The 21,277-nt window shown below is 59.2% G+C and carries 17 protein-coding genes; 10 read left to right on the top strand and 7 right to left on the bottom strand.

The window, feature by feature from the left end; all coding sequences use genetic code 11:
* Nucleotides 1-30 precede the first annotated feature (30 nt).
* On the top strand, nucleotides 31-1,218 hold the full coding sequence (locus AC3IUA_RS21730) for a thiolase family protein (protein WP_489356963.1): 1,188 nt from the start codon (nucleotides 31-33) through the stop codon (nucleotides 1,216-1,218).
* Between the two features lie 118 nt (nucleotides 1,219-1,336).
* Here the strand turns inward: AC3IUA_RS21730 and AC3IUA_RS21725 are convergent, their stop codons facing one another.
* Complete coding sequence (locus tag AC3IUA_RS21725) at nucleotides 1,337-1,531, bottom strand: DUF6316 family protein (protein ID WP_489356962.1); 195 nt, start codon at nucleotides 1,529-1,531, stop codon at nucleotides 1,337-1,339.
* Nucleotides 1,532-1,741: 210 nt separating this feature from the next.
* On the opposite strand from AC3IUA_RS21725, the gene AC3IUA_RS21720 reads away from it, so the two are divergent.
* A complete protein-coding gene (locus tag AC3IUA_RS21720) occupies nucleotides 1,742-2,701 on the top strand; it encodes a DMT family transporter (protein ID WP_489356961.1) in 960 nt (319 codons plus the stop codon).
* Between the two features lie 120 nt (nucleotides 2,702-2,821).
* On the opposite strand, the gene AC3IUA_RS21715 is transcribed toward AC3IUA_RS21720, so the two are convergent.
* Entirely contained in the window at nucleotides 2,822-3,730 is a 909-nt protein-coding gene (locus AC3IUA_RS21715; protein WP_489356960.1) for a DMT family transporter, read from the bottom strand.
* A 132-nt stretch (nucleotides 3,731-3,862) separates the two neighbouring features.
* Here AC3IUA_RS21715 and aceK point away from each other — a divergent pair, with 132 nt between their 5' ends.
* The 7 genes from aceK to AC3IUA_RS21680 all read left to right on the top strand — a co-directional run bounded on the left by aceK (nucleotide 3,863) and on the right by AC3IUA_RS21680 (nucleotide 14,975).
* Nucleotides 3,863-5,584 carry a bifunctional isocitrate dehydrogenase kinase/phosphatase gene (aceK, locus tag AC3IUA_RS21710; protein ID WP_489356959.1) on the top strand — a complete coding sequence of 574 codons (1,722 nt, stop codon included), beginning with the start codon at nucleotides 3,863-3,865 and terminating at the stop codon, nucleotides 5,582-5,584.
* A gap of 129 nt (nucleotides 5,585-5,713) precedes the next feature.
* Complete coding sequence (gene hrpA / locus AC3IUA_RS21705; RefSeq protein WP_489356958.1) at nucleotides 5,714-9,625, top strand: ATP-dependent RNA helicase HrpA; 3,912 nt, start codon at nucleotides 5,714-5,716, stop codon at nucleotides 9,623-9,625.
* 304 nt (nucleotides 9,626-9,929) lie between these two features.
* The gene (locus tag AC3IUA_RS21700; RefSeq protein WP_489356957.1) at nucleotides 9,930-11,051 is read left to right on the top strand and encodes a beta-ketoacyl-ACP synthase III; all 1,122 of its coding nucleotides are present in this window, start codon (nucleotides 9,930-9,932) and stop codon (nucleotides 11,049-11,051) included.
* Between the two features lie 158 nt (nucleotides 11,052-11,209).
* On the top strand, nucleotides 11,210-11,821 hold the full coding sequence (locus tag AC3IUA_RS21695; RefSeq protein WP_489356956.1) for an RNA polymerase sigma factor: 612 nt from the start codon (nucleotides 11,210-11,212) through the stop codon (nucleotides 11,819-11,821).
* Nucleotides 11,815-12,051, top strand: coding sequence for an anti-sigma factor family protein (locus tag AC3IUA_RS21690; protein ID WP_489356955.1), 237 nt, complete (start codon nucleotides 11,815-11,817; stop codon nucleotides 12,049-12,051). Before AC3IUA_RS21695 ends, AC3IUA_RS21690 begins: the two co-directional genes overlap by 7 nt.
* 310 nt (nucleotides 12,052-12,361) lie before the next feature.
* Complete coding sequence (locus AC3IUA_RS21685) at nucleotides 12,362-13,705, top strand: OprO/OprP family phosphate-selective porin (protein WP_489356954.1); 1,344 nt, start codon at nucleotides 12,362-12,364, stop codon at nucleotides 13,703-13,705.
* A 145-nt stretch (nucleotides 13,706-13,850) separates the two neighbouring features.
* The gene (locus tag AC3IUA_RS21680) at nucleotides 13,851-14,975 is read left to right on the top strand and encodes a GNAT family N-acetyltransferase (RefSeq protein ID WP_489356953.1); all 1,125 of its coding nucleotides are present in this window, start codon (nucleotides 13,851-13,853) and stop codon (nucleotides 14,973-14,975) included.
* 792 nt (nucleotides 14,976-15,767) lie between these two features.
* Here the strand turns inward: AC3IUA_RS21680 and aqpZ are convergent.
* The 5 genes from aqpZ to AC3IUA_RS21655 form a co-directional block, all read right to left on the bottom strand.
* A complete protein-coding gene (gene aqpZ / locus AC3IUA_RS21675) occupies nucleotides 15,768-16,466 on the bottom strand; it encodes an aquaporin Z (protein WP_489356952.1) in 699 nt (232 codons plus the stop codon).
* Between the two features lie 196 nt (nucleotides 16,467-16,662).
* On the bottom strand, nucleotides 16,663-18,495 hold the full coding sequence (locus AC3IUA_RS21670; RefSeq protein WP_489356951.1) for an ABC transporter ATP-binding protein: 1,833 nt from the start codon (nucleotides 18,493-18,495) through the stop codon (nucleotides 16,663-16,665).
* A gap of 75 nt (nucleotides 18,496-18,570) precedes the next feature.
* Nucleotides 18,571-19,134 (bottom strand): peptidylprolyl isomerase, encoded by a 564-nt coding sequence (locus tag AC3IUA_RS21665; protein ID WP_489356950.1) that lies wholly within the window; start codon nucleotides 19,132-19,134, stop codon nucleotides 18,571-18,573.
* Complete coding sequence (locus tag AC3IUA_RS21660; RefSeq protein WP_489356949.1) at nucleotides 19,127-19,942, bottom strand: alpha/beta fold hydrolase; 816 nt, start codon at nucleotides 19,940-19,942, stop codon at nucleotides 19,127-19,129. The genes AC3IUA_RS21665 and AC3IUA_RS21660 overlap by 8 nt, the downstream gene beginning before the upstream one ends.
* Before the next feature lie 30 nt (nucleotides 19,943-19,972).
* On the bottom strand, nucleotides 19,973-20,896 hold the full coding sequence (locus AC3IUA_RS21655; RefSeq protein ID WP_489356948.1) for a PA3225 family LysR-type transcriptional regulator: 924 nt from the start codon (nucleotides 20,894-20,896) through the stop codon (nucleotides 19,973-19,975).
* Between the two features lie 49 nt (nucleotides 20,897-20,945).
* On the opposite strand from AC3IUA_RS21655, the gene AC3IUA_RS21650 reads away from it, so the two are divergent.
* Complete coding sequence (locus AC3IUA_RS21650) at nucleotides 20,946-21,260, top strand: 3-phosphoglycerate kinase (RefSeq protein ID WP_489356947.1); 315 nt, start codon at nucleotides 20,946-20,948, stop codon at nucleotides 21,258-21,260.
* Nucleotides 21,261-21,277: the final 17 nt, after the last annotated feature.

Genomic DNA, 21,277 nt, shown 5'->3' with positions numbered 1-21,277 from the left:
TTTAAACCGACAACAACAATGAGGTATGCCATGCGTGAAGTGGTGATCGTCGATAGTGTGCGCACAGGTCTGGCCAAATCCTTTCGTGGCAAGTTCAACCGGACCCGTCCGGATGATATGGCTGCCCATTGCGTCAATGCGCTGCTGACCCGCAACGGCATCGACCCGGGCAGCGTCGAGGATTGCATCGTCGGCGCCGGTTCCAATGAAGCTGCCCAGGGTTACAACATCGGCCGCAACGTCGCGGTGTTATCGAAACTGGGCACCGGTACTGCCGGCATGACCCTTAACCGTTTCTGCTCTTCGGGTTTGCAGGCGATTGCCATTGCCGCCAACCAGATTGCTTCCGGATGCAGCGACATCATCATTGCCGGTGGCGTCGAGTCCATCAGCCTGACCATGAAAAGCGTCAATACCGACAACCTGATCAACCCGCTGCTCAAGGAGCAGGTACCAGGCATTTACTTTCCCATGGGGCAGACCGCCGAAATAGTCGCTCGTCGTTATGGCGTCAGCCGCGAAGAGCAGGACCGCTATGCCTTGCAAAGTCAGCAGCGCACGGCCAAGGCCCAGGCTGGCGGGTTGTTCGACAATGAAATCGTGCCGATGGCGGTGAACTATGCAGTCGAAGACAAAACCACCGGCCAGGTACAGATCCTCGAAGGCGTCGTCGACCGTGATGAATGCAATCGTCCGGACACCACCCTGCAAAGCCTGGCCGGATTGAAACCAGTGTTTGCTGAAGACGGTTCGGTGACCGCGGGCAACTCCTCGCAGCTGTCCGATGGCGCGTCGATGACCCTGGTGATGAGCCTGGACAAAGCCCTGGAGCTGGGCCTCAAACCCCGGGCGTTTTTCCGTGGGTTCGCCGTCGCCGGTTGCGAACCGGACGAGATGGGCATCGGCCCGGTGTTCTCGGTGCCCAAATTGCTCAAGGCCAAGGGTTTGCAGGTGGCCGATATCGATCTCTGGGAGCTCAATGAGGCCTTTGCCTCGCAGTGCCTGTACAGCCGTAATCGGCTGGAAATCGACAATGAGAAATACAACGTCAACGGCGGCTCGATCTCCATCGGCCACCCCTTCGGCATGACCGGCTCGCGCCAGGTCGGGCACCTGGTGCGCGAGCTGCAGCGGCGCAACCTGCGTTATGGCGTGGTGACCATGTGCGTGGGTGGCGGGATGGGGGCTACGGGGTTGTTTGAGGCGGTGCGTAGCTAGTGTTGTATCGCGGGCGAAAAGATCGCAGCCTGCGGCAGCTCCTACGGGCTGCGGAACGGCATGACACCCCGCCGTCTGTAGGAGCTGACGAAGGCTGCGATCTTTTATACCACCGCGATCATTCGCCGGCACGCGCCGCCTGCACCCGCTCGATATAAGCCCGAATCTCCTGTTCGGCATGATTCTGATTGCTGAACGGGCCTTCCAGGGTCCTTTCCCGAGTGGTGAAATACAACTCCCCATTGACGCGACAGACTCGACCGCAACGAAAGTGAATGGATGGGGCGGGGTCCTGTGCGCGCATGCCGAACATAGTGGGATCTCCTGAAAGGATTGTGGTACCTCGATCAGCTCAGCCTATGTCTGAATTATCGAACGCGCCCGGTGACCCGATCAGTGGCACATCGCCAATATCACCTTGCGACCAGCACAGTCCCGTTAGCGGATGGTCGCAAACTGTAACTGTGTAGCGGGACCGTCCAGGCCTAGAATGGTTTTTTCGTCGTCTGGCTTTGGGGTCTGCATGCATATTTCGTCCGGTCGCTGGGTTTATGGCCTGTTCCTGGCCTTGCTGACCTCGCTGCTGTGGGGGATCTTGCCGATCAAACTCAAGCAGGTGCTGTTGGTGATGGACCCGATTACGGTGACCTGGTATCGGCTGATAGTGTCCGGTGGCTTTCTGTTTTTCTATCTGGCGGCGGTCAAACGCTTGCCGGGCTGGCGAGTGCTCGGCCCGAAGGGAGGCTGGCTGGTGTTGATCGCGGTCCTCGGGCTGGTGGGCAACTACGTGCTGTACCTGATGGGCCTGAACCTGCTCAGCGCCGGCACCGCGCAGTTGGTGGTACAGGTGGGACCCATCCTGCTGTTGATCGGCAGTCTGTTTGTTTTCAAGGAGCGCTTCAGCCTGGGGCAAGGGATCGGCTTGCTGGTGCTGTTGATCGGCTTCGTGCTGTTTTTCAATCAGCGGTTGATCGAATTGTTGACCTCGCTGAGCGATTACACCGCTGGCGTCTTGCTGGTACTGGCAGCGTCGACGGTCTGGACCTTTTATGCCCTGGGTCAGAAGCAATTGCTTACAGTTTGGAATTCATTTCAGGTAATGATGGTGATCTACCTGTTTTGCGCGCTATTACTGACGCCCTGGGTGCATCCGCTTGCGGCGTTGCAATTGAGCCCGCTGCAAGGCTGGCTACTGCTCGGTTGCTGCTTGAATACCCTGATCGCCTACGGCGCCTTTGCCGAAGCCCTGGCCCATTGGGAGGCTTCGCGGGTCAGCGCGACCCTGGCAATCACGCCGCTGGTGACCTTCGGCGCGGTGGCGCTGGCCGCCTGGCTTTGGCCTGAGTACGTGGACGCCGAGCAGATCAATGGCCTGGGTTATGGCGGCGCGATACTGGTGGTGCTCGGCTCGGCCCTGGTCGCCCTGGGGCCATCGCTGATGGCCGGCCTTAAAGCCCGGCGGGTGCGGATCGCGGCTGGTTGAGGCTATCAATAAGTTTGCTGGGCAATTGAGATTGCCAGGATCGCATTTTGCGTACACCCATCCATAACGGGTGTATGCGATCGGCGTAGGAGCTGCCGCAGGCTGCGATCTTTTAAGGGCCTACCGGGCAACCACCCTTGTTACCTTCACCACCGTCGGCTTGAGCACCAACCACAACGCCCCGGCGATCAACACCCCGCCATACACATGCGCCATCGACAAGGGTTCATCGAGGAGCAGCGCACCCCAGAGCACGCCGAACGGCGGGATCATGAAGGTCACGGTCATCGATTTGACCGGACCGATCGAGCTGAGCAAACGGAAGTACAAGATGTACGCAAAGGCAGTGCACACCAGCCCCAAACCCAGCAGCGACAACCAGACATTCCAGCCACCCCAGTTGGCCGGTGGCTGGCTGATGGCGCTGTAACCGAACAATGGCAATAGAAACAGCGTCGCACCGAGCATGCTGCCCAGCGCCGACAGGCGACTGTCGAGCCCGCCTTGCTGATCGAGCCAGCGGCGGGCGAGGAAACCGGCGAAGCCGTAACAGGTGGTCGCAAGCAGGCAGGCGAGGGCGCCCATCAGCAGTTCCAGGTCGAAGGCCACGGGACCGGCGCGGGTCAGAATGCCGACCCCGAACAATCCAAGGCACACCCCGGCGATCTTCGCCGGAGTGAGTTTTTCACTGAAGAACAGCCCGCCAATCAGCACTCCCATCAGTGGCGTCGTCGCGTTGAAGATGGCCGAGTAGCCCGCAGGCAACACCTGGGCGGCCACCGAGTACAGGGTCGCCGGAATCCCCGAGTTGATCACCCCGAGCAGCAACACCGTCTTGAACTTGCCACGAAAATCCCAGCTGATACGCATCAGCGCCAGGATCACCAGTAACCCGCCAGCGGCAATCGATACGCGAAAGAAGGCAGTGGGGATAGTGCCAATCTCTGGGGCGATGATGCGCATGAACAGGAAGCTCGCACCCCAAATGGCGGAAAGCGCCAGCATGCGCAGGATATCGACGGGGTTCACGGCTTGTTCCTTGCTTGATCGGGCCGCAAGTGTAACGCATGGCAATGGTTGCGTTGCGGGACTAGCCACACAGGCCACTACGCCTCTAAGCTCAGCCCTTAAATGCCAAGAACCATCCCTTGAGGTTTATCTATGCCGCAGCAATGGCCAGCCACCGATATTGCCCGAATGATCCTCGATGGCTTCGACGATTACCGCGAGCATTTCCGCCAGATCACCGACGGCGCCCGGGCGCGGTTCGAGCAAGCGCAGTGGCAGGAGGCGCAGATCGCCTCGGCGGCGCGGATCAACCTCTATGAAGAAAAAGTCAGTGAAGTGGTCGTTCGGCTGCATGCAGCCTTCGATGATGAGGCGCTGCTGGACGTCAGCTTCTGGCCCCTGGTGAAAAGCGCCTACATCAGCCTGATCGACCTGCGTTTCGATGATGAATTGTCCGAGACCTGGTACAACTCGACCTTCTGCGGGTTGTTCAGCCACGACCTGATCAGCGACGGCTGCATGTTTATCCATACCACCCGGCCGAGCCTGCGTCGGGCCCGTGCGGCGCAAACCCGCATCTATAAGCCCGAAGGCGTACTGTCGGGCATGCTCGAGCAGATCTTCGTCGACTACAGCTTCAGCGAGCCTTATGCCGATTTGCCTGGTGACCTGCGCCGGCTCGAAGCGCAGTTGCGCGAGAACCTGCCGGACTGGGTCTGCAAGGACCCGGAGCTGAGCGTCGAGTTGTTTTCTTCGGTGCTCTACCGCAACAAGGGCGCCTACCTGGTGGGGCGCATTTATACCCACGACGAGCAATGGCCGTTGGTGATTCCATTTCTGCACCGCGAAGGCCGCGGGATTCAGATCGATGCGTTGATCACCGATGAAGCGGATGTGTCGATCATCTTCTCGTTCACCCGTTCGTACTTCATGGTCGACGTGCCGGTGCCGGCCGAGTTCATCGGCTTTCTCAAGCGCATCCTGCCGGGCAAGCACGTTGCCGAGCTGTACACCTCGATCGGTTTCTACAAGCACGGCAAGTCCGAATTCTACCGTTCGTTGATCAACCACCTGGCCAACACCGACGACCAGTTCATCATGGCCCCGGGTGTGCGCGGGATGGTCATGAGTGTGTTTACCCTGCCGGGCTTCAACACCGTGTTCAAAATTATCAAGGACCGCTTCTCACCGTCGAAGAACGTCGACCGGGCGACCGTGATTGAAAAGTATCGCCTGGTAAAAAGCGTCGACCGGGTCGGGCGCATGGCCGATACCCAGGAATTTGCCGACTTCCGTTTCCCCCTGAGCAAGTTCGAGCCGGCATGCCTGGCCGAATTGTTGGAAGTGGCGGCGAAAACCGTGGAGGTCAATGGCGACACGGTGTTGATCCGCCACTGCTGGACCGAGCGCCGGATGACGCCGTTGAACATGTACCTGGAAAACGCCAACGACGCGCAGATGCGTGAAGCGCTGGAGGATTACGGGCTGGCGATCAAGCAGTTGGCGGCGGCGAACATCTTCCCCGGCGACATGCTGCTGAAGAACTTCGGCGTTACCCGTCACGGCCGGGTGGTGTTCTATGACTACGACGAAATCTGCTTCCTGACCGAAGTCAACTTCCGCCACATCCCGGCCCCGCGCACCCCGGAAGACGAGATGTCTTCGGAACCGTGGTATTCGATCGGACCGCTGGATGTGTTCCCCGAGGAGTTCCCGCCATTCCTGTTCGCCGACGCCGGACAGCGACGGTTGTTCAATGAACTGCACGGCGAACTGTACAACGCCGATTACTGGAAAGGCCTGCAAGCGGCGATTCGCGCGGGCAAGGTGATCGATGTGTTCCCGTATCGGCGCAAGGGGCTGGATAACGAGTAAACGGGTACGCACCGACATTGTGGCGAGGGAGCTTGCTCCCTCGCCACAAAAGCAGGTTGCATTCGTCGCCATGTGCGCAAATCTGCGACAATCAGCCCCCTGCACCACTAGACGACTTTTGCGTACCTGATGACTGACCAATCGCCTGCTATCGATCAACTGCTGAAAAACCTCGATCACGCCATGCTCGCCGACCGCCATAGGTTGCGGCGGCAGTTGCTTGAGCTGCGCAAGAAACCCGACGAGGCCAAGCTGGCGCAGTGGGTCGGGCGGGCGCAGGCATCCTGTGATCGGGTGGTGGCGCGACGTGCCAGCCTGCCGCTGATTCGCTATGACGACAGCCTGCCGATCGCCGCCAAGCGCGACGAAATCAAAGAGGCGCTGCTCAAGCATCAGGTGCTGATCATTGCCGGTGAAACCGGCTCGGGTAAAACCACACAGTTACCGAAAATCTGCCTGGAAATCGGTCGCGGCCAGTACGGCCTGATCGGTCATACCCAGCCTCGGCGTATTGCCGCTCGCAGCGTCGCGAGCCGGGTCGCGGAAGAACTGGCTACGCCACTGGGCGCGCTGGTCGGCTATCAGGTGCGTTTCGAGGATCAGAGCGATTCCAACACCCTGATCAAGCTGATGACTGACGGTATTCTGCTGGCGGAAACCCAGAACGACCGTTACCTCGAGCGCTACGACACGATCATCGTCGACGAAGCCCACGAACGCAGCCTGAACATCGACTTCCTGCTCGGTTACCTGAAAACCCTGCTGCCGCGTCGCCCGGACCTGAAGGTCATCATCACCTCGGCAACCATTGATCTTGAGCGCTTCTCCAAGCACTTCAACAACGCGCCGATTGTCGAAGTCTCGGGCCGGACCTTCCCGGTGGACACCTGGTATCGCCCGCTGACCCTGGAGCAAGACGAAGAGGGCAACCGGGTCGAAGAAGACCTGACGGTGGATCAGGCGATCCTCGCGACCCTCGATGAAATTGCCGCCTATGAGCGCAGCGAGCGCCGTAGCCCCGGTGATGTGCTGGTGTTCCTGCCCGGCGAGCGAGAAATTCGCGACGCCGCCGACATGCTGCGCAAGGCCCAGCTCAAGCACACCGAAATCCTGCCACTGTACGCACGGCTGTCACCGGCCGAGCAGCAGCGGATCTTTCAGTCTCACCCGGGGCGTCGCGTGGTGCTGGCGACCAACGTTGCGGAAACCTCGCTGACAGTGCCGGGCATTCGCTACGTGATCGACAGTGGTACCGCGCGGATCAGCCGCTACAGCTACCGCGCCAAGGTTCAGCGCCTGCCGATCGAGGCGATTTCCCAGGCCAGCGCCAACCAGCGTAAAGGTCGCTGCGGACGGGTCGAACCGGGCATCTGCATTCGCTTGTACGCCGAAGAAGACTTTCTCGGCCGGCCGGAATTTACCGACCCGGAAATTCTGCGCACCAACCTGGCGGCGGTGATCCTGCAGATGCTCCATCTGCGCCTCGGCGAGATCACCGATTTCCCGTTTATCGAGCCGCCGGACGGCAAGGCCATCAGTGATGGTTTCAACCTGCTGCAAGAGCTGTCGGCGGTGGATCGCGAGAGTCAGTTGACTCCGCTCGGCCGGCAACTGGCGCGCCTGCCGGTGGACCCGCGAATGGGGCGCATGCTGCTCGAAGCCGCAAAACTGGGCAGCTTGCAGGAAGTCTTGATCGTCGCCAGTGCCATGTCGATCCAGGACCCGCGCGAGCGTCCGCCGGAGCGCCAGCAAGCCGCCGATCAGGCCCACGCGCAGTGGAAGGACGTCGACTCGGATTTCGCCGGGCTGGTCAATCTGTGGCGTGGTTTCGAAGAACAACGCCAGGCCCTGACTGCCAGCCCGCTGCGCAATTGGTGTCGGAAGAATTTCCTCAACTACCTGCGTTTGCGCGAGTGGCGTGATTCCCATCGGCAGTTGTGCCTGATCTGCCGCGACATGCAGCTGAGCCTCAATAAAGAACCGGCGGATTACCCGAAACTGCACAAAGCCGTGCTCTCCGGTTTGCTCAGCCAGATCGGCCAGAAGACCGAAGACGGCGATTACCTCGGTGCCCGTCAACGACGTTTCTGGATTCACCCTTCTTCGGGGCTGGGGAAGAAGCGTCCGCAGTGGCTGATGACCGCCGAGCTGGTGGAAACCACCAAGCTCTATGCACGAATGGTGGCGAAGATCGAGCCGGACTGGATCGAACCGCTGGCCGGGCATTTGATCAAGAAAAACCACTTCGAGCCCCATTGGGAGAAGAAGCGCGGCCAGGTCGTGGCCTTCGAGCAGATCACCTTGTTCGGGCTGATCGTGGTCGGTCGGCGGCCGGTGCATTACGGGCCGATCGAACCGGTGCTGTCCCGTGAAATGTTTATTCGTGAAGGCCTGGTGCGTGGGGAAATCCAGTCCCGGGCCAAGTGCCTGACTGCCAACCAGCAACTGCTGGAACAACTCGACGAACTGGAAGCCAAGGCCCGCCGCCGCGACATCCTCGCTGACGAAGAAACCCTGTTCGCCTTCTACGATGCGCGGTTGCCGGCCGATATCCACCAGACCGCGACTTTCGACAGCTGGTATCGCATCCACAGCCAGAAAGACCCGCAGTTGCTGGTGATGCGCGAAGACGACGTGCTGGCTCGCGAAGCCAGTGAAGTCACCGCCGCGCATTACCCGGACACCTTGCACCTGGGCGATCTGGCGCTGGCCTTGAGTTATCACTTCGAGCCCAATCACCCACGCGATGGCGTGACCTTGCGGGTGCCGGCGCCGTTGTTGCCGGCACTGCCGTCCGAACGTCTGGAATGGCTGGTGCCGGGGATGATCGAGATCAAATGCATCGCCCTGGTACGCAACCTGCCCAAGGCCCTGCGCAAGAACTTCGTGCCGGTGCCGGACTTCGTCAAAGCCGCGTTGCAACGCATGACCTTTGCCGAGGGCTCGCTGCCTCAGGCGTTGGGCCGCGAATTGCTGCGCATGACCGGTGCCCGGGTCAGCGACGACGCCTGGGCCGAAGCGGCTCAGCAGGTCGATGGGCATTTGCGGATGAACCTGGAAATCGTCGACGGCCAGGGCAAGTTCCTGGGTGAAGGTCGCGCCCTCGCCGAACTGACCGCGCGTTTTGCCGAAGCCAGCCAGGCCGCGTTGGCCGTGCCGCAAACCGCGAAAAGCCAGCAGCCGGTAGAGGCCAAGGTTTTTGCCGCAGTGGCCGAAAAGACCCAACAGAAGATCGCCGGGCTGTCGATGACGGTTTATCCGGCGCTGGTGGAAGAGGGTGGCACGGTCAAGGAAGGGCGCTTCTCCACCTCCGCCGAAGCCGAGTTCCAGCATCGTCGGGCCTTGCAGCGTTTGTTGATGCAGCAACTGGCCGAGCCGGCGAAATTCCTTCGCGGCAAGTTGCCCGGGCTGACTGAACTGGGGTTGCTGTACCGTGAACTGGGGCGTGTCGACAGTCTGGTGGAAGACATTCTGCTGGCCAGCCTCGACAGCTGCATTCTTGACGGCGAGTCGAGTCTGCCGCGCGATGGCGCCGGCCTGGCTTCATTGGCCGAGCGCAAGCGTGGCGGCTGGACCGAGCACGCCGAGCGCCTGGCGAAACTGACCCTGGAGACGCTCAAGCTTTGGCACGGACTGCAAAAACGCTTCAAGGGCAAGATAGACCTGGCGCAGGCGGTGGCCCTCAATGACATCAAGCTACAATTGAGTCAGCTGGTGTATCCGGGTTTTGTCCGCGAAACACCGGCGGTCTGGTTCAAGGAGCTGCCGCGTTTTCTCAAGGCCATCGAGTTGCGTCTTGAGAAACTGCCGAGCCAGGTCCAGAAGGACCGGGTCTGGAGCACCGAACTCGCCGGGTTATGGGTGCAGTACCAGGCGCGGGCCAGCAAACACGCCCAGGAAGGCAAGCGCGATCCGCAGCTGGAGCTGTATCGTTGGTGGCTTGAGGAGTACCGGGTTTCGCTGTTTGCCCAACAACTGGGGACCAAGGTACCGATCTCCGACAAACGCTTGAGCAAGCAATGGAGTCAGGTTGAACCCTGAATCCCGTAGGGGCTGCCGCAGGCTGCGATCTTTTGATCTTCGCTCTTTAACGTCAAAAGATTGCAGCCTGCGGCAGCTCCTACAGTTTGTGGCAGACGCAGCATCCTGCAAATAGGGCCAAATGTCAGCGTTTATGGCAAACTTCGCCGTTATAAACGCCGGCCCCGCGGATTTGAGCCTTCAAGGCGGCAGCGGATCGGAATAAAGCGACGCAAGGTTTCATTCCATTGAATGGGATCAGACCCTTTATGTATTGGTACGTCGGTGCCAATGCTTTCTGCCTGAACAGATTAGAGAAACGACCATGCATAACGTCGTCATCAGTGGCACCGGCCTGTACACCCCGGCCAACAGCATCTCCAATGAAGAGCTGGTGCAGTCTTTCAATGCTTATGTGCAGCAGTTCAATACGGATAACGCTCAGGCCATCGAGCGCGGCGAAGTTCAGGCACTCACCGAATCCAGTGCGGCCTTCATTGAAAAGGCCTCGGGAATCAAAAGTCGGTTTGTCATGGACAAAGAAGGCATCCTTGATCCGCAGCGCATGACCCCGCGTCTGCCCGAGCGCTCCAATGACGACTGGTCAGTGCTTTGCCAAATGGCCATCGGCGCCGCCGAGCAAGCCTTGCAGCGCGCCGGCAAGACCGCCGCCGACATCGACGGGGTCATCGTCGCCTGCTCCAACCTGCAGCGGGCTTACCCGGCGATTGCCATTGAAGTCCAGGAAGCACTGGGCATTGAAGGTTTCGGCTTTGACATGAACGTCGCCTGCTCCTCGGCGACCTTCGGTATCCAGGCCGCTGCCAATAGCGTCCAGCTCGGCCAGGCCCGGGCGATTCTGATGGTCAACCCGGAAGTCTGCACCGGTCACCTGAACTTCCGCGACCGCGACAGCCACTTCATCTTTGGTGACGCGGCGACCGCAGTGATCATCGAACGCGCCGATCTGGCGACTTCGAAGTACCAGTTCGATATCGTCAGCACCAAGCTGCTGACCAAGTTCTCCAACAATATCCGCAACAACTTCGGCTTCCTCAACCGTGCAGCCGAAGAGGGTGTTGGCGCACCGGACAAACTGTTCGTGCAGGAAGGTCGCAAGGTCTTCCGTGACGTCTGCCCGATGGTGGCTGAACTGATCGCCACCCACCTGGAAGAGAACGCGCTCAACATCAGCGACGTGAAGCGTTTCTGGCTGCATCAGGCCAACCTCAGCATGAACCACCTGATCGTCAAAAAGCTCCTCGGCCGCGAAGCCACGGAAGAAGAGGCGCCGGTGATTCTCGACAGCTATGCCAACACCAGTTCGGCCGGTTCGGTGATTGCCTTTCATAAACACCAGGACGATCTGCCGAGCGGCTCGCTGGCGGTGCTCAGCTCCTTTGGTGCCGGTTACTCGATTGGTAGCGTGATTTTGCGCAAGCGTTGATCGGAAATTCGTCTGTCGTATTTTTCTGTGGCCGATGGAGATTCTTCCTGCATTCGAAGCAGTCAAGACACTGTAATTTTCGGAAAGGGTAATAGGGCAATACCTACGGTGACGTCCTGCTATATCAACTTCTGAATACGGTACGAGAGGAATCGATAATGGTTGCTGAAGACACCCCGCTGCTCGAGCGCCTTCTGGCGGGCGAGCAGCGAGCTTACAAGGAGTTGGTCAGCACCTATCAGAGCGCCATGCGCGCCGTGGCCTACGCCATTGTCGGCAATCGGCATGCCGATGAAGTGGTGCAGGACGCCTGGCTATCGGTGGTACGCAATCTGTCCGGGTTTCAGGGCCGCTCGAGCCTCAAGACCTGGCTGCTGACCATCACCGCCAATTCGGCTAAAAGTCGCTACAAACAAAACCGTCGGGAAGTCCTGCTCGATGATTTGCCCTCGCCCCATGGCACCATCGGCGATGAGCGGTTTGCCTCGGGCGAGGGTCACTGGCTGGTGGCGCCGTTCGCCTGGCACGAGGACACTCCCGAAGCCCTACTCACCGAAAATGAGCTGCGCGAGTGCCTGGAACACACCTTGCTCAGTCTCCCCGAGCTGCAAAGCAGTGTGTTGCTGCTGCGCGAGCGCCAGGGCCTGGAGTTGGAGGAGATCTGTAATCTTCTGGATATCTCGCTCTCCAATGTTCGTGTGCTGCTGCATAGGGCACGGCTGAAAGTCTTCGCTGCGGTGGAGCATTTTGAGGAAACCGGCGAATGTTGACCTGCAAGGAACAAGTGGCTCGATCCAGCGACTATCTCGATGGTCAATTGAGCTTTCGCGAGCGATTGATGGTGCGTCATCATTTGATGTTCTGCGCCAACTGCCGGCGCTTCATCCGGCAGATGCGCCTGATGCAGGCCGCGTTGCGGGTGATGCCGGAACCTCCGGTTCCGGGCGTCGACGAACTGGCCGAGCGCCTCGCTGCCGAACGCCGCAAAAACAAGCCGTAAATACCATTCCTGATTTGGGCAATCCTCAGAATCGCCAAAGATCGCAGCCTGCGGCAGCTCCTACAGAGGTTGTGGATATCCGGCAGATCTTCGCCGAGCTCCTCAGCACTCTCACTTGCGGCTTTCAGCTTGTAACTTGCCGCTGCTCCACCCTTATTTCCATTCGGAGTAAAAAGTTCCGTTGTCATCAAATCTTTATATATCAGCAACTTTGCTGAAATAACCCATCGCCAAGATTCCCTCCCAACACAAGCGGGCCAGATCCCGCGTGTTTTTCAGGTTAAAGACCATTAATTAGGGGAATTCTTCGATGATCCGTAAGCACTTCGCCGGTTTCGCTGCCAGCGCTCTGGCCCTGGCCGTTACCGCCCAGGCTTTCGCTGGCACTGTCACCTCTGACGGCGCCGATATCGTTGTCAAGACCAAGGGCGGCCTTGAGGTCGCAACGACCGACAAAGAGTTCAGTTTCAAGCTCGGTGGCCGAGTGCAGGCTGACTACAGCCAGTTCGACGGTGTCTACACCAAGAATGGTGACACCGCCGATGCCGCCTACTTCCGTCGCGCGTTCCTGGAACTCTCCGGCGTGCTGTACACGGATTGGGCGTACACCATCAGCTACGACTTCTCCCACAACACCGGTGACACCGACAACGGTTACTTCGACGAAGCTTCCCTGGCCTACAACGGCTTCAAGCCGGTCTCGATCAAGGTCGGTCGTTTCGACCCGGACTTCGGTCTGGAAAAAGCCACCAGCTCCAAGTGGGTCACCGCGCCAGAGCGTAACGTGGCGTACGACATGATCGATTGGGCGAACGGCCATCAGAATGGTCTGGGCCTGCAAGCCTCCAGCACCTTCGCTGATTCGTTCTACGCCTCCGCCGGCATCTTCAGCAAGGACACCGACGATACCGATGGCAACAGCGTCAAGCAGGCCAACGGTCGTTTCGTCTTCGCGCCGATGCATGAAGCGGGCAGCGTATTGCACTTCGGCGTGAACGTCGCTTCCCGCGATGTTTCCGACACCGCCTTCGATTCACGTTATCGCACCCGCATGGGCATGCGTGGCGTCGAAACCCTCGGCGGCAACGATGCCGGCACCAACGGCAACCGTCCGGTGCTGGGCGGCAGTTCTTCCTCGCCTGCCGGTTCCTATGACCGCGACGATGCTGTCGGCCTGGAAGCCGCCTTCGCCTTTGGCCCGGCTTCACTCCAGGGTGAATACATCGCCCGCAAGACCAGGGCTGATTCCAGCGCCTTTGAAGATATCGAGGGCCGTGGTTTCTATGCCCAGGCGGCTTACACCCTGACCGGTGAATCGCGCGGCTATAAAGTCGGCAAGTTCGACGCAATCAAGCCGGCCAACAAGTCCATCGGCGCCTGGGAACTGTTCTATCGCTACGACAGCCTGACCGTCGAAGACGACAATATCACCACCGCCAGCCTGACCCGTGATGTCGGCGATGCCGAAGTCAAGGTTCACAACCTGGGTGTGAACTGGTATGCCAACGAAGCGGTGAAAATCTCCGCGACTTACCTCAAGTCCAAGACCGACAACGTGACCAACGCGACCGCCGCCAGCAATGGTACCCCGGCACAGCGTACCGGCGACGACAGCGGTGACGGCTTCGTTCTGCGTGCCCAGTACGTGTTCTAAATAGCAAAACCTTAACGAGCTCTTTCTTCATCCGTTAAAGCTCCTCTGTTTTTGACCCCGCCTCGGCGGGGTTTTTTTATTTCGGCAAGGGCTGGAGATGGGCGATACTCGGCGGGTCTGAGAGTCATGATCGTCGGGGAATGCGATGCCGCTGCAACGTTTGGAGAGCCTGTCCGCCATCGCGCCTCAAGCATGGGATGCCCTGGTGCCCGACGCTCAGCCGTTCCTGCGCCACGCCTTCCTCGGTGCCCTGGAAGACAGCGGCAGCCTCGGCCCGCATTCCGGCTGGCGGCCCGAGCATTTGTTGCACATCGAAGGCGACCGGCTGATTGCCGCACTGCCCAGCTACCGTAAATGGCATTCCTATGGCGAATACGTGTTCGACCACGCCTGGGCCGATGCTTGCGCGCGCGCTGGCATCGAGTATTACCCGAAACTGTTGACCGCCGTGCCCTTCAGTCCGGTGAGCGGTCCGCGACTGCTGGCTGCCCATGTGCAGGACGGTTTCGAGTTGCTGAAAAGCCTGCCGGGTTATCTGGAATTCGAAGGGCTCTCCAGCGCTCACATCAATTTCACCGACCCCTTCACCGATGCGGCGCTGGCCGAGCAGCCAGGCTGGCTGCAACGGGTGGGTTGCCAGTATCACTGGCGGAATCGCGGGTATCGGGATTTTCAGGATTTTCTCGACGCCCTGAGTTCGCGCAAGCGCAAGCAGATGCGCAAGGAACGTGAGCAGGTGGCGGGGCAGGGCATCGACTTCGAATGGCTTGAGGGCCGACAACTCGATCAGGCGCAATGGGACTTCGTCTACGCCTGCTATGCCAATACCTACGCCATACGCCGGCAGGCGCCGTATCTGACCCGGGAATTCTTCAGTCTATTGGCCGAGCGCATGCCCGAAGCGATTCGCGTGGTGTTGGCCAAACAGGGTTCACGACCGGTGGCCATGGCCTTCAGTCTAGTGGGGGGGGACAGTTTCTACGGCCGTTATTGGGGTTGCCTGGCGGAGTTCGACCGCCTGCATTTCGAAACCTGTTTCTATCAAGGCATGGACTACGCGATAGCCAACGGTTTTCAGCGTTTCGACGCCGGCGCCCAGGGTGAGCACAAATTGATACGCGGATTCGAGCCGGTCATTACCCACTCCTGGCATTACCTGCGCCATCCCGGCTTGAAGGCGGCGGTGAAGGACTTTCTGCAACAGGAGCGGCTCGGTGTCCTGGCTTATGCCGAAGAGGCGAAAACGGCACTGCCTTATAAGCAAGAATAGTTTCTTGAGGTGAGCAGTCCGGGATTAGCGCGAGGTCGTTTTTTAAAACTGTGTTCGGGGTGTGGGAGTAAAACTCACCGCGCAAGTTATGAGCTTGTATGAAAAGTCATTTGCTGGCGCACGGAGGGTATGACGGTTTGTAATTTACCCAGTTGACGCTCTGCCACCCACCCATGAGCGTGGAAGTGGCAGAGACTAACGTGTAGTGGTGCCCGGAATTAGCGGGCGACTAAAGGTCGTTTAAAGTTTTTCAGTTTCGGCTTCAACGGGATCATTACCCGCCAGTGGTAGCGGGTCGAATGCATTTCTTGCGGATAGGATCCCATACATAGCCAGGCTCGCAAGAGATGGGTAGCAAATCGATACCGTTCTGTGCGAGTACACTTCCTTGATAAAGAAGCGATGTTAGAATTGCAGATGCAACGATCAATTTAACGTTTTTCATTTCATTCCTTTGAATACTATGTATTAGTAAATATTCTTGATGTTTTTTTGTGTGTGGGATACTGACGCTTATGCGTAAGTCTCGATTTTTAGTTTAGGGGGGCGATGGGTGTGTTGCGAGTTTTTTGTTTGGGGGATTATATCTGGAAGTTTCGACTGTTACTTTTTAGCTGTTTCGGACTTGGTTGTCTTGTGTGATGTTGTTTGGGTTTTAAGTAGGAGGGATGTATTTGATCTGTCGGAATCGGGAACGGCACTTGTCAATTAGCAGTACAAAGTTACTCGAGGTTAAGTAGGTGAGGGCAGTGCTGTCCTGAGATACTGCCCAGTGCTCCCTTTTTTCACGGCTTAGTCACTTTCCTTGCCCAACCAGCGATAGGTTGCCCCGCCGATCACTGCGCCCAGCATTGGTGCCAGCCAGAACAGCCACAATTGCTGAATCGCCCAACCGCCGACGATCAGTGCCGGGCCGGTACTGCGGGCCGGGTTGACCGAAGTGTTGGTCACCGGAATCGAGATCAGGTGGATCAACGTCAGCGCCAGGCCAATGGCAATCGGCGCCAGCCCTGCCGGCGCGCGTTTGTCAGTAGAGCCGAGGATGATCACCACGAACATCGCGGTCATCACCAGTTCCGAGACGAAGCCGGCAGCCATTGAATAACCACCAGGCGAGTGCTCGCCATAACCGTTGGAGGCCAATCCGCTGGCCAGTTCGAAACCGGGTTTGCCGCTGGCAATGAAGTACAGCAGGGCGGCGGCGATGATTCCACCGATGACTTGGGCGACGATGTACGCCGGCAGCTCCCTGGCGGGAAAGCGCCCGCCGACCACCAGCCCGACAGTGACTGCGGGGTTGAGATGGCATCCGGAAATGTGGCCGATGGCAAAAGCCATGGTCAGCACGGTGAGACCAAACGCCAGCGACACCCCAAGCAAGCCGATCCCGACTTCCGGAAAAGCCGCCGCCAATACCGCACTGCCGCAACCACCCAACACCAGCCAGAACGTACCTAACAACTCAGTGGCTGAACGTTTGAACAGCGTCATGAGAGCATCCTTGTCTTAGATCGACGATGGGGTCGATATAGTCGTTATGCATCCTGCAGCTTGACTACAGGTTCATCTCCAGAACCTTTCCTCAGTACAGCAGGGTTTTTCCGGAGTGCCAGTCGAAAAAAAACGCCAGAGCCCGCGGTTAAAGGGCTGTGGCGGTTTTTTGGGGGCGGGTGATGGCCTTGGGCGCTCAATCGATCCCGACAAACCCTCCGGTCTGATGCTGCCACAACCTTGCATACAAACCGCCATGGGCCAGCAGTTCAGCGTGGCTGCCGGTTTCGGCGATCCGGCCTTTTTCCAGGACCACCAGCCGGTCCATGCGGGCGATGGTCGAGAGCCGGTGAGCGATGGCAATCACCGTTTTGCCTTGCATCAGGGTTTCCAGGCTTTCCTGGATTGCCGCTTCGACTTCCGAGTCGAGCGCCGAGGTGGCTTCGTCCATGATCAGGATCGGCGCGTCCTTGAGCAGGACCCGGGCAATCGCGATCCGTTGCCGTTGCCCGCCGGAGAGTTTTACCCCGCGCTCACCAACGTGGGCGTCGAAGCCGGTGCGGCCCTGGGCATCGGAAAGATGCGGGATGAACTCGTCAGCCCGGGCCTTGTGCACCGCTTCCCAAAGCTCTTCGTCGGTGGCATCGGGCTTGCCGTAAAGCAAGTTGTCGCGGATCGAACGGTGCAGCAGCGAGGTGTCCTGGGTGATCATCCCGATTCGTTCGCGCAGGCTTTCCTGGGCGACCTCGGCGATGTTCTGGCCGTCGATCAGGATCCGTCCGCCTTGCACGTCATAGAGACGCAGCAGCAGGTTGACCAAGGTTGATTTGCCGGCGCCGGACGGGCCGATCAGGCCGATTTTTTCCCCGGCTTTGATGGTCAGGTTGAGGTCGCCGATGATTCCGCTTTTTTTTCCGTAGTGAAAGTCGACGTGTTCAAACCGCACTTCGCCGCAGGCCACAGCCAAGGGTTGTGCCTGGTCGCGGTCGGTCACGCTGACCGGCTGGGCGATGGTTTGCAGGCCATCCTGGACCATGCCGATGTTTTCGAAGATGCCGTTGACCACCCACATGATCCAGCCGGACATGTTGACGATACGGATCACCAGGCCGGTGGCCAGGGCGATGGCGCCGACCGAGATCAACGACTGGCTCCACAGCCACAAGGCCAGGCCCGTGGTGCTGACGATCAGCAGGCCGTTCATGCTGGTGATGAGCACGTCCATGCTGGTGACCACGCGGCCGGCCAGCTGGGATTTCTGCGTTTGTTCTTCGATGGCCTCGCGGGCGTATTGCTGTTCGAAGTTGGTGTGGGCGAACAACTTGAGGGTAGTGATGTTGGTGTAGCCGTCGACGATCCGCCCCATGAGCTTCGAGCGGGCGTCGGAGGAGACCACCGAGCGCTCCTTGACCCGTGGCACGAAGTAGCACAGCGCGCCGATGTAGCAGGCGATCCAGGTCAGTAGCGGAATCATCAACCGCCAGTCGGCCTCGGCAAACAGCACCAGCGAACTGATGGCATAGATCAGCACATGCCATAACGCGTCCACTGCCTGTACGGCGGAGTCACGCAGGGAGTTGCCGGTCTGCATGATGCGTTGGGCGATGCGTCCGGCGAAATCGTTCTGAAAGAAATTCAGGCTTTGCTTGAGTACGTAACTGTGGTTCTGCCAGCGAATCATGCTGGTCATGCCCGGGCTGATCGTCTGGTGCACCAGCAGGTCATGCAGGCCGACGAAAACCGGGCGCAGGATCAGCGCGACCACCGTCATCCAGATCAGCTCGGTGCCGTGCATCTTGAAAAAGTCGACATTTGGCGTGCCCTGCGTCAGATCGATGATCCGGCTCAAGTAACTGAATAGCGCGACTTCGATCAGCGCCCCGACCAGACCGACCACCAGCAGTGCGGCAAAACTCGGCCAGACCTGGCGCAGGTAATACAGGTAGAAGGGGAGAACCTGGCTCGGCGGAGCCGCCGTCGGTGCGTCGCGGAATATATCGATCAGTTGTTCAAAACGACGATAGAGCATTGGGTCGACGCCCGCAGGGCGGGCTCTCCTTTTCAAATGTGAGCGACCTCAGTCGCTCTTAACTCCCTTCACACCTCAGTCGATGCGCTTGGCCGACTTTATCAGCACCGGGTCGACTGGCACATTCTGCATGCCGCCTTTGGTGGTGGTCTGGGAGTTGACGATGATGTCCACCACGTCCATGCCTTTTACGACTTTGGCGAATACCGCGTAACCGGCGTCACGACCCGGGTCGAGGAAGGCGTTGTCGGCGACGTTGATGAAGAACTGGCTGGTGGCCGAATCTGGGTTCGAGGTGCGTGCCATCGACAGTGTGCCACGGACGTTATGCAGGCCGTTGCTGGCTTCGTTCTTGATCGGAGCCTTGGTGTCCTTTTGCTGCATTTGTGTGGTGAAACCGCCGCCCTGCACCATGAAACCCGGAATCACGCGGTGGAAAATAGTGTTGTTGTAGAAGCCGCTGTCGACGTATTCAAGGAAGTTTTTGGTACTGATCGGAGCCTTGACCGGGTCCAGTTCGATTTCGATTTGACCGTTGGTGGTCTCCAGCAAAACGTGCGGCGCCTTGGCAGGTGTGGCGGCCATCAGGTTAGCGGCGAACAGAACAGAGCCGGCGACGAGGGCGATTTTTTTAAACATGGGTCAGTGTTCCTGATTTAGTGGTGTCGACTGCGGTAAGAAACTCGAGCAGGGTTTGGTTAAAGGCTTGCGGTTGATCCAGCGGCGTAGCGTGGCGGGAATCGGCGATCACCACCAGCCGTGCATTGGGCAGCAGTTTTACATAGGCTTCTTTCATCGCAACCGGTGTGTAATCACGATCGGCGCTGACGATCAGGGTTGGACAGGTGACACGGGAAAGTCGTTCCTGCACGCCCCAACCGATGATGGCATCGAAGCTGGCGAGATAAGCACGTTTGTCGTTTTTTGCCCAGCGCTGGGCAATTTTACTGCGCAGCTCGGCTTGCTGCGGTTCGGGGAAAAGCCTGGCGCCCAGTGCCGCGCCGATGGCGCTCATACTGAAGAACTGCATCAGGCTCCAGCGCTTGAACCACTGCCAATACTCATCCGGTGTCTGCAGTTTGACCTGAGGTCCGCTGTTGACGATGCACAGGCTTTTGAGCAACTGCGGCTGATCCACCGCCAGTTGAAAACCAATCATGCCGCCCATGGACAGCCCGACCACATGGGCCGGTCCCAGATTCAGGTGCTCGATCAACGCGATCACGTCGGCGCTGAAACCGGCAATGCTGTAGCGCTCGCGGGGCTTGTCGGAGCGGCCATGGCCACGCGCATCCGGGACGATCACCCGGTAGCGGGCTGCCAGCTCGGGGATCTGATACTCCCAATCCAGAGAACTGGAGCCCAGCCCGTGAAGCAGCAGCACGGGTTCGCCGTGACCATATTCTTCGTAGTGCAGGGTGCAACCTTCATGTTCGAAATAGGCCATGGCGCAACTCCTTGTTCGGTTTAACGGGTTTCAGGCTTGTTGTGGGGCAGCGAACGGTGCATCCAGCGGCGCGGTGTCAAAAGTGCGCAGCAGTTCGATGAGAATCTGCGTGGCCGGGCCCAGTGGTTTGTCCTTGTTCGAGTACAGATAGAACGTCGGGTGACGACTGCCTCCCTGGTCCAACGGTAGCAGCTTGAGCAGACCTTCCTTGAGTTCGCGTTCGATCATGTGCCGTGGCAACCAGGCGAAACCCAGGCCGCTGCCGACGAAGGCCGAGGCGGTGGCCAGGCTGCCGACGGTCCAGCGTTGTTCGGCGCCGAGCCAGCCGACGTCCCGCGGTTGCTGGCGGCCAGAGTCGCGGATCACCACTTGCAGCTGACTTTCAAGGTCCTGGAAACTCAACTCGCGGTTCAGTCGATGCAGCGAGTGTTCCGGGTGCGCCACGGCCACGAACTCCACTGCGCTCATTTCCGTACCCAGATAACCGGGAATATTGAAGCCGCTGATGGCCAGGTCGGCAACGCCTTCGAGCAGCACTTCTTCGACCCCGGACAGCACTTCTTCGCGCAAGCGCACGCGACAGCCGCGGCTTTGCGGCATGAATGCAGTGAGGGCGCGCACCAGTCGGGCATTCGGGTAGGCCGCGTCGACCACCAGCCGCACTTCGGCTTCCCAGCCTTGCTCCATGTGGTGCGCCAGGTCCTCGAGCTGGCTGGCCTGTTTGACCAGTTGCCGCGAGCGACGCAGCAATACCTCGCCGGCTTCGGTCAGCACGGCTTTGCGGCCGTCGATACGCAATAGCGGCACGCCGAGCTGGTCCTGCATGCGCGCCACGGTATAGCTGACAGAGGATTGTGACCGGTGCAACGCTTCGGCTGCCTGGGCGAAGCCACCGTGGTCGACCACGGCCTGCAATGTTCGCCATTGATCAAGGGTAACGCGGGGCGCTTTCAAGATGAGCTCCTCTTGTCCTAAGCTGGCGGTCTTTACTGGAGACTGCCGAATGAGAAAAATCTGTTGTGTGCTGCTGGTGATGTTGCCGCTGACTGCGTTTGCCTATCCGATCGATGTGCAGAAAGACCTCGGCGGGATGAAAATCGACTACACCACCTACGCCACCGACTACGACCTGGGCGCCATTACGCTCAACAACTACGGCGACACCGCGGCCGATTGCTCGGTGGTATTTCGCAACGGTCCGGAATCCCCCAAGACCCGCAGAGTGAGCCTGGACGCGGGTAAAAGCGTTGATCTCTCGGCCAAGTTCAACCGCAAGATCATCAAGCTGTACCTCACCGTCACCTGCAAACCCAAATAAGCTAAAGCGGAGCAGGC

This window comes from Pseudomonas sp. KH_050 (assembly GCF_057838875.1).
The sequence above is the reverse complement of the archived record's forward strand: the minus strand, read 5'-3'. Positions and strand labels throughout refer to the sequence as shown.

Excerpts from the sequence above, each read along its gene's own strand:
- AC3IUA_RS21730 (WP_489356963.1), top strand. The coding sequence starts at position 31 with ATGCGTGAAGTGGTGATCGTCGATAGTGTGCGCACAGGTCTGGCCAAA.
- AC3IUA_RS21725 (WP_489356962.1), bottom strand. The coding sequence starts at position 1,531 with ATGTTCGGCATGCGCGCACAGGACCCCGCCCCATCCATTCACTTTCGT.
- AC3IUA_RS21720 (WP_489356961.1), top strand. The coding sequence starts at position 1,742 with ATGCATATTTCGTCCGGTCGCTGGGTTTATGGCCTGTTCCTGGCCTTG.
- aceK (WP_489356959.1), top strand. The coding sequence starts at position 3,863 with ATGCCGCAGCAATGGCCAGCCACCGATATTGCCCGAATGATCCTCGAT.
- hrpA (WP_489356958.1), top strand. The coding sequence starts at position 5,714 with ATGACTGACCAATCGCCTGCTATCGATCAACTGCTGAAAAACCTCGAT.
- AC3IUA_RS21700 (WP_489356957.1), top strand. The coding sequence starts at position 9,930 with ATGCATAACGTCGTCATCAGTGGCACCGGCCTGTACACCCCGGCCAAC.
- AC3IUA_RS21695 (WP_489356956.1), top strand. The coding sequence starts at position 11,210 with ATGGTTGCTGAAGACACCCCGCTGCTCGAGCGCCTTCTGGCGGGCGAG.
- AC3IUA_RS21690 (WP_489356955.1), top strand. The coding sequence starts at position 11,815 with ATGTTGACCTGCAAGGAACAAGTGGCTCGATCCAGCGACTATCTCGAT.
- AC3IUA_RS21685 (WP_489356954.1), top strand. The coding sequence starts at position 12,362 with ATGATCCGTAAGCACTTCGCCGGTTTCGCTGCCAGCGCTCTGGCCCTG.
- AC3IUA_RS21680 (WP_489356953.1), top strand. The coding sequence starts at position 13,851 with ATGCCGCTGCAACGTTTGGAGAGCCTGTCCGCCATCGCGCCTCAAGCA.
- aqpZ (WP_489356952.1), bottom strand. The coding sequence starts at position 16,466 with ATGACGCTGTTCAAACGTTCAGCCACTGAGTTGTTAGGTACGTTCTGG.
- AC3IUA_RS21670 (WP_489356951.1), bottom strand. The coding sequence starts at position 18,495 with ATGCTCTATCGTCGTTTTGAACAACTGATCGATATATTCCGCGACGCA.
- AC3IUA_RS21665 (WP_489356950.1), bottom strand. The coding sequence starts at position 19,134 with ATGTTTAAAAAAATCGCCCTCGTCGCCGGCTCTGTTCTGTTCGCCGCT.
- AC3IUA_RS21660 (WP_489356949.1), bottom strand. The coding sequence starts at position 19,942 with ATGGCCTATTTCGAACATGAAGGTTGCACCCTGCACTACGAAGAATAT.
- AC3IUA_RS21650 (WP_489356947.1), top strand. The coding sequence starts at position 20,946 with ATGAGAAAAATCTGTTGTGTGCTGCTGGTGATGTTGCCGCTGACTGCG.